The following is a 2,939-nucleotide window of genomic DNA, read 5'->3' on the forward strand; positions in this document are numbered from 1 at the left end:
TTCTGCGCCTTGGTCCCATGTGATGGTCTTTAGCTGCTCGGTGTTGAGGTCTTTGACCATGTCCTGCAGGGTTGCGACCACGGTGTGTGAACTGTGCTCATCGGGAAGGTGTCCAAGCAGGGTGTAATGAAGCGTCCTGGGTTTGGTTCCGCTTCTTTTACGGCCCTGTGTTGATGGGCTCGGTGAGATAGTACTCGGTTTCTACTTCTTGTGGGGTGGCGTAGTCCAACGCCTCGTGAAGACGTTTGGTGTTCCACCAGTGCACCCACCGCAGGGTGGCTAGCTCGACTTCTCCTACTGATGTCCACGGGCCCTGGGCATGAATCAGTTCCGCCTTGTAGAGACCGTTGACGGTCTCGGCCAGCGCATTGTCGTAGGAATCGCCGACTGTGCCGACACTCGGCCGGATCTCGGCTTCGGCCAAAGCAGTGGAGTACTTCAGTGACACGTACTGACTTCCCCGGTCACTGTGGTGTATCAGCTGGTCGCCGTGGATTCGACCAGCAGTCGTTAACGCATGTTCCAGTGCCTCCATCGGCAGCGCATCAGTGCGCATCGTAGATCGGGTGGCAACACCGACTATTTTGCGGCTGTAGACGTCAATGACAAACGCGGTGTAGGCGAATCCTGACAGGGTGCGAACATAGGTAATGTCGGCGACCCAAAGTCGCCCAGGCGCTGTGGCCCGGAAGTTTCGTTGCACAAGATCCGGACGATGATCCGGCACCTTAGGGCTGATCGTGGTCACCGGGGTGCGTCCACGTCGTCGACCAGACACACCTGCAAGTTTCATCAGGCGTGCGGTCTTGTCGCGGCCGATATGAAAGCCCTCACGGTTCATGGCGTGCCACATCTTGCGGATGCCGTAGACCGAAAAGTTTTCCGCATGGACGCGCTGAATCTCTGGGATAAGCAGGCTATCGCTTAAGGCCCTCGCACTCGGGGCGCGGGTGGTGGCTTTGCGGTAGCCACGTGAGGTGATGAATCCACGGTCTGCTTGTTTCAGAACACGGCAGATGGCCTCGACCCCAAATTGCTCCTTGTACTCGTCGATGTAGGAGATCATCTGGTCGTGGGTCGGTCGAGTTCCGCCGCGAAAAAAGCCGAGGCAGTCTTGAGGATTCCGTTGGCTCGTTTCAGCTCGCGGTTTTCCCGGCGTAGCCGTTTGAGCTCTTCTTCCATGGTTTCGCCACCTGTTGGTGCCGTCTGCTCATGGGCGACGCTGTCACGGTACCAGGCGCGTAACGTGTGGTGGGACACGCCAAGAAGCTCCCCGACTTCCTCGTACGCGCGTTGCCGTGAGCAGGACTCCAGACGGACCATCTCTAGGACTTGATGGACCGCCTTCTCCTTGAATTCGGCGGAATACTTTCTGGGCATAGTGCCAATCCTTCCTTAGCAGAGGTAGGAACTAAACCCAGGACGCTTCAACACCGACTATTTTGCGGCTGTAGACGTCAATGACAAACGCGGTGTAGGCGAATCCTGACAGGGTGCGAACATAGGTAATGTCGGCGACCCAAAGTCGCCCAGGTGCTGTGGCCCGGAAGTTTCGCTGCACAAGATCCGGACGATGATCCGGCACCTTAGGGCTGATCGTGGTCGCCGGGGTGCGTCCACGTCGTCGACCAGACACACCTGCAAGTTTCATCAGGCGTGCGGTCTTGTCGCGGCCGATATGAAAGCCCTCACGGTTCATGGCGTGCCACATCTTGCGGATGCCGTAGACCGAGAAGTTTTCCGCATGGACGCGCTGAATCTCTGGGATAAGCAGGCTATCGCTTAAGGCCCTCGCACTCGGGGCGCGGGTGGTGGCGTTACGGTAGCCGCGGGAGGTGATGAATCCACGGTCTGCTTGTTTCAGAACACGGCAGATGGCCTCGACCCCAAATTGCTCCTTGTACTCGTCGATGTAGGAGATCATCTGGTCGTGGGTCGGTCGAGTTCCGCCGCGAAAAAAGCCGAGGCAGTCTTGAGGATTCCGTTGGCTCGTTTCAGCTCGCGGTTTTCCCGGCGTAGCCGTTTGAGCTCTTCTTCCATGGTTTCGCCACCTGTTGGTGCCGTCTGCTCATGGGCGACGCTGTCACGGTACCAGGCGCGTAACGTGTGGTGGGACACGCCAAGGAGCTCTCCGACTTCCTCGTACGCGCGTTGCCGTGAGCAGGATTCCAGACGGACCATCTCTAGGACTTGATGGACCGCCTTCTCCTTGAATTCGGCGGAATACTTTCTGGGCATAGTGCCAATCCTTCCTTAGCAGAGGTAGGAACTAAACCCAGGACGCTTCATGGCGCTAGCTCCATCTGCGGCCACAAGACGGATGCGACCAGGGTATTTACCGGCGCAACCGTACAAATGGAGCTAGCTCCATATAACGCAGCCCGCGCCGAAGTCTCACAACCACCGCACCCACACACCTGGCACCGTTCCGCAAGACTCTGCGGCCGCAGAGTAAATGGGGAGCGTGGACCGCCGTGGTGCCTACGCTGTCGCCGCAGAGCGCCACCCGGTTGAATACCCGGGCAAAGGCTTCGCGGTTATCCTCTCCGCATGATCGCCCGGCGTTGCTGCTGCCCCCCGATTCACGCGTGCTGGCGCACCGCCCAACCCCGCGTGCAGTCAGTAGGGCGGCTGTTTGACGAGATCTCCGTGACGAAGATGCGAGACGAGGTCCGTGAATTCGTCACCCCCTTCTCGTCCAACACACAGCTGCCATCAAACACATGGTCTTCTCGTCAAACACCCGACACCACACCCCACCGAAACACCGAGCCAGACGAAGGCCACCCCGAGCCGGCGAACACCCCGCCACCGCAGAGTAGAAGTCGGGGCAGCGTCGGGCAGACGACTTTACTTCCTGGTTATTCTTGATGACTGTTTTTGACGCGATTAACCAGTACAGCTGCAACTATGGTGAGCAGCATGAGGATGATGAATCC

At 58.5% G+C, this 2,939-nt stretch carries 1 protein-coding gene and 2 pseudogenes; all 3 read right to left on the reverse strand.

The genetic code is table 11. The annotated features are described in order from the left end of the window. Positions 1–138: pseudogene (locus tag EAW56_RS11385) on the reverse strand (IS30 family transposase); the annotation flags it as partial. Positions 139–157: 19 nt separating this feature from the next. Next, a protein-coding gene (locus EAW56_RS11390) for an IS3-like element IS3501 family transposase (RefSeq protein ID WP_122086656.1) occupies positions 158–1,380 on the reverse strand; the annotation gives its coding sequence in 2 pieces (ribosomal slippage) (positions 158–1,104 and positions 1,104–1,380; 1,224 coding nt in all). A gap of 49 nt (positions 1,381–1,429) precedes the next feature. Then, positions 1,430–2,238, reverse strand: a pseudogene (locus tag EAW56_RS11395) (IS3 family transposase); the annotation flags it as partial. Positions 2,239–2,939: the final 701 nt, after the last annotated feature.

The sequence above is a fragment of the Corynebacterium gottingense genome (genome assembly GCF_003693265.1).
GTDB lineage: Bacteria > Actinomycetota > Actinomycetes > Mycobacteriales > Mycobacteriaceae > Corynebacterium > Corynebacterium gottingense.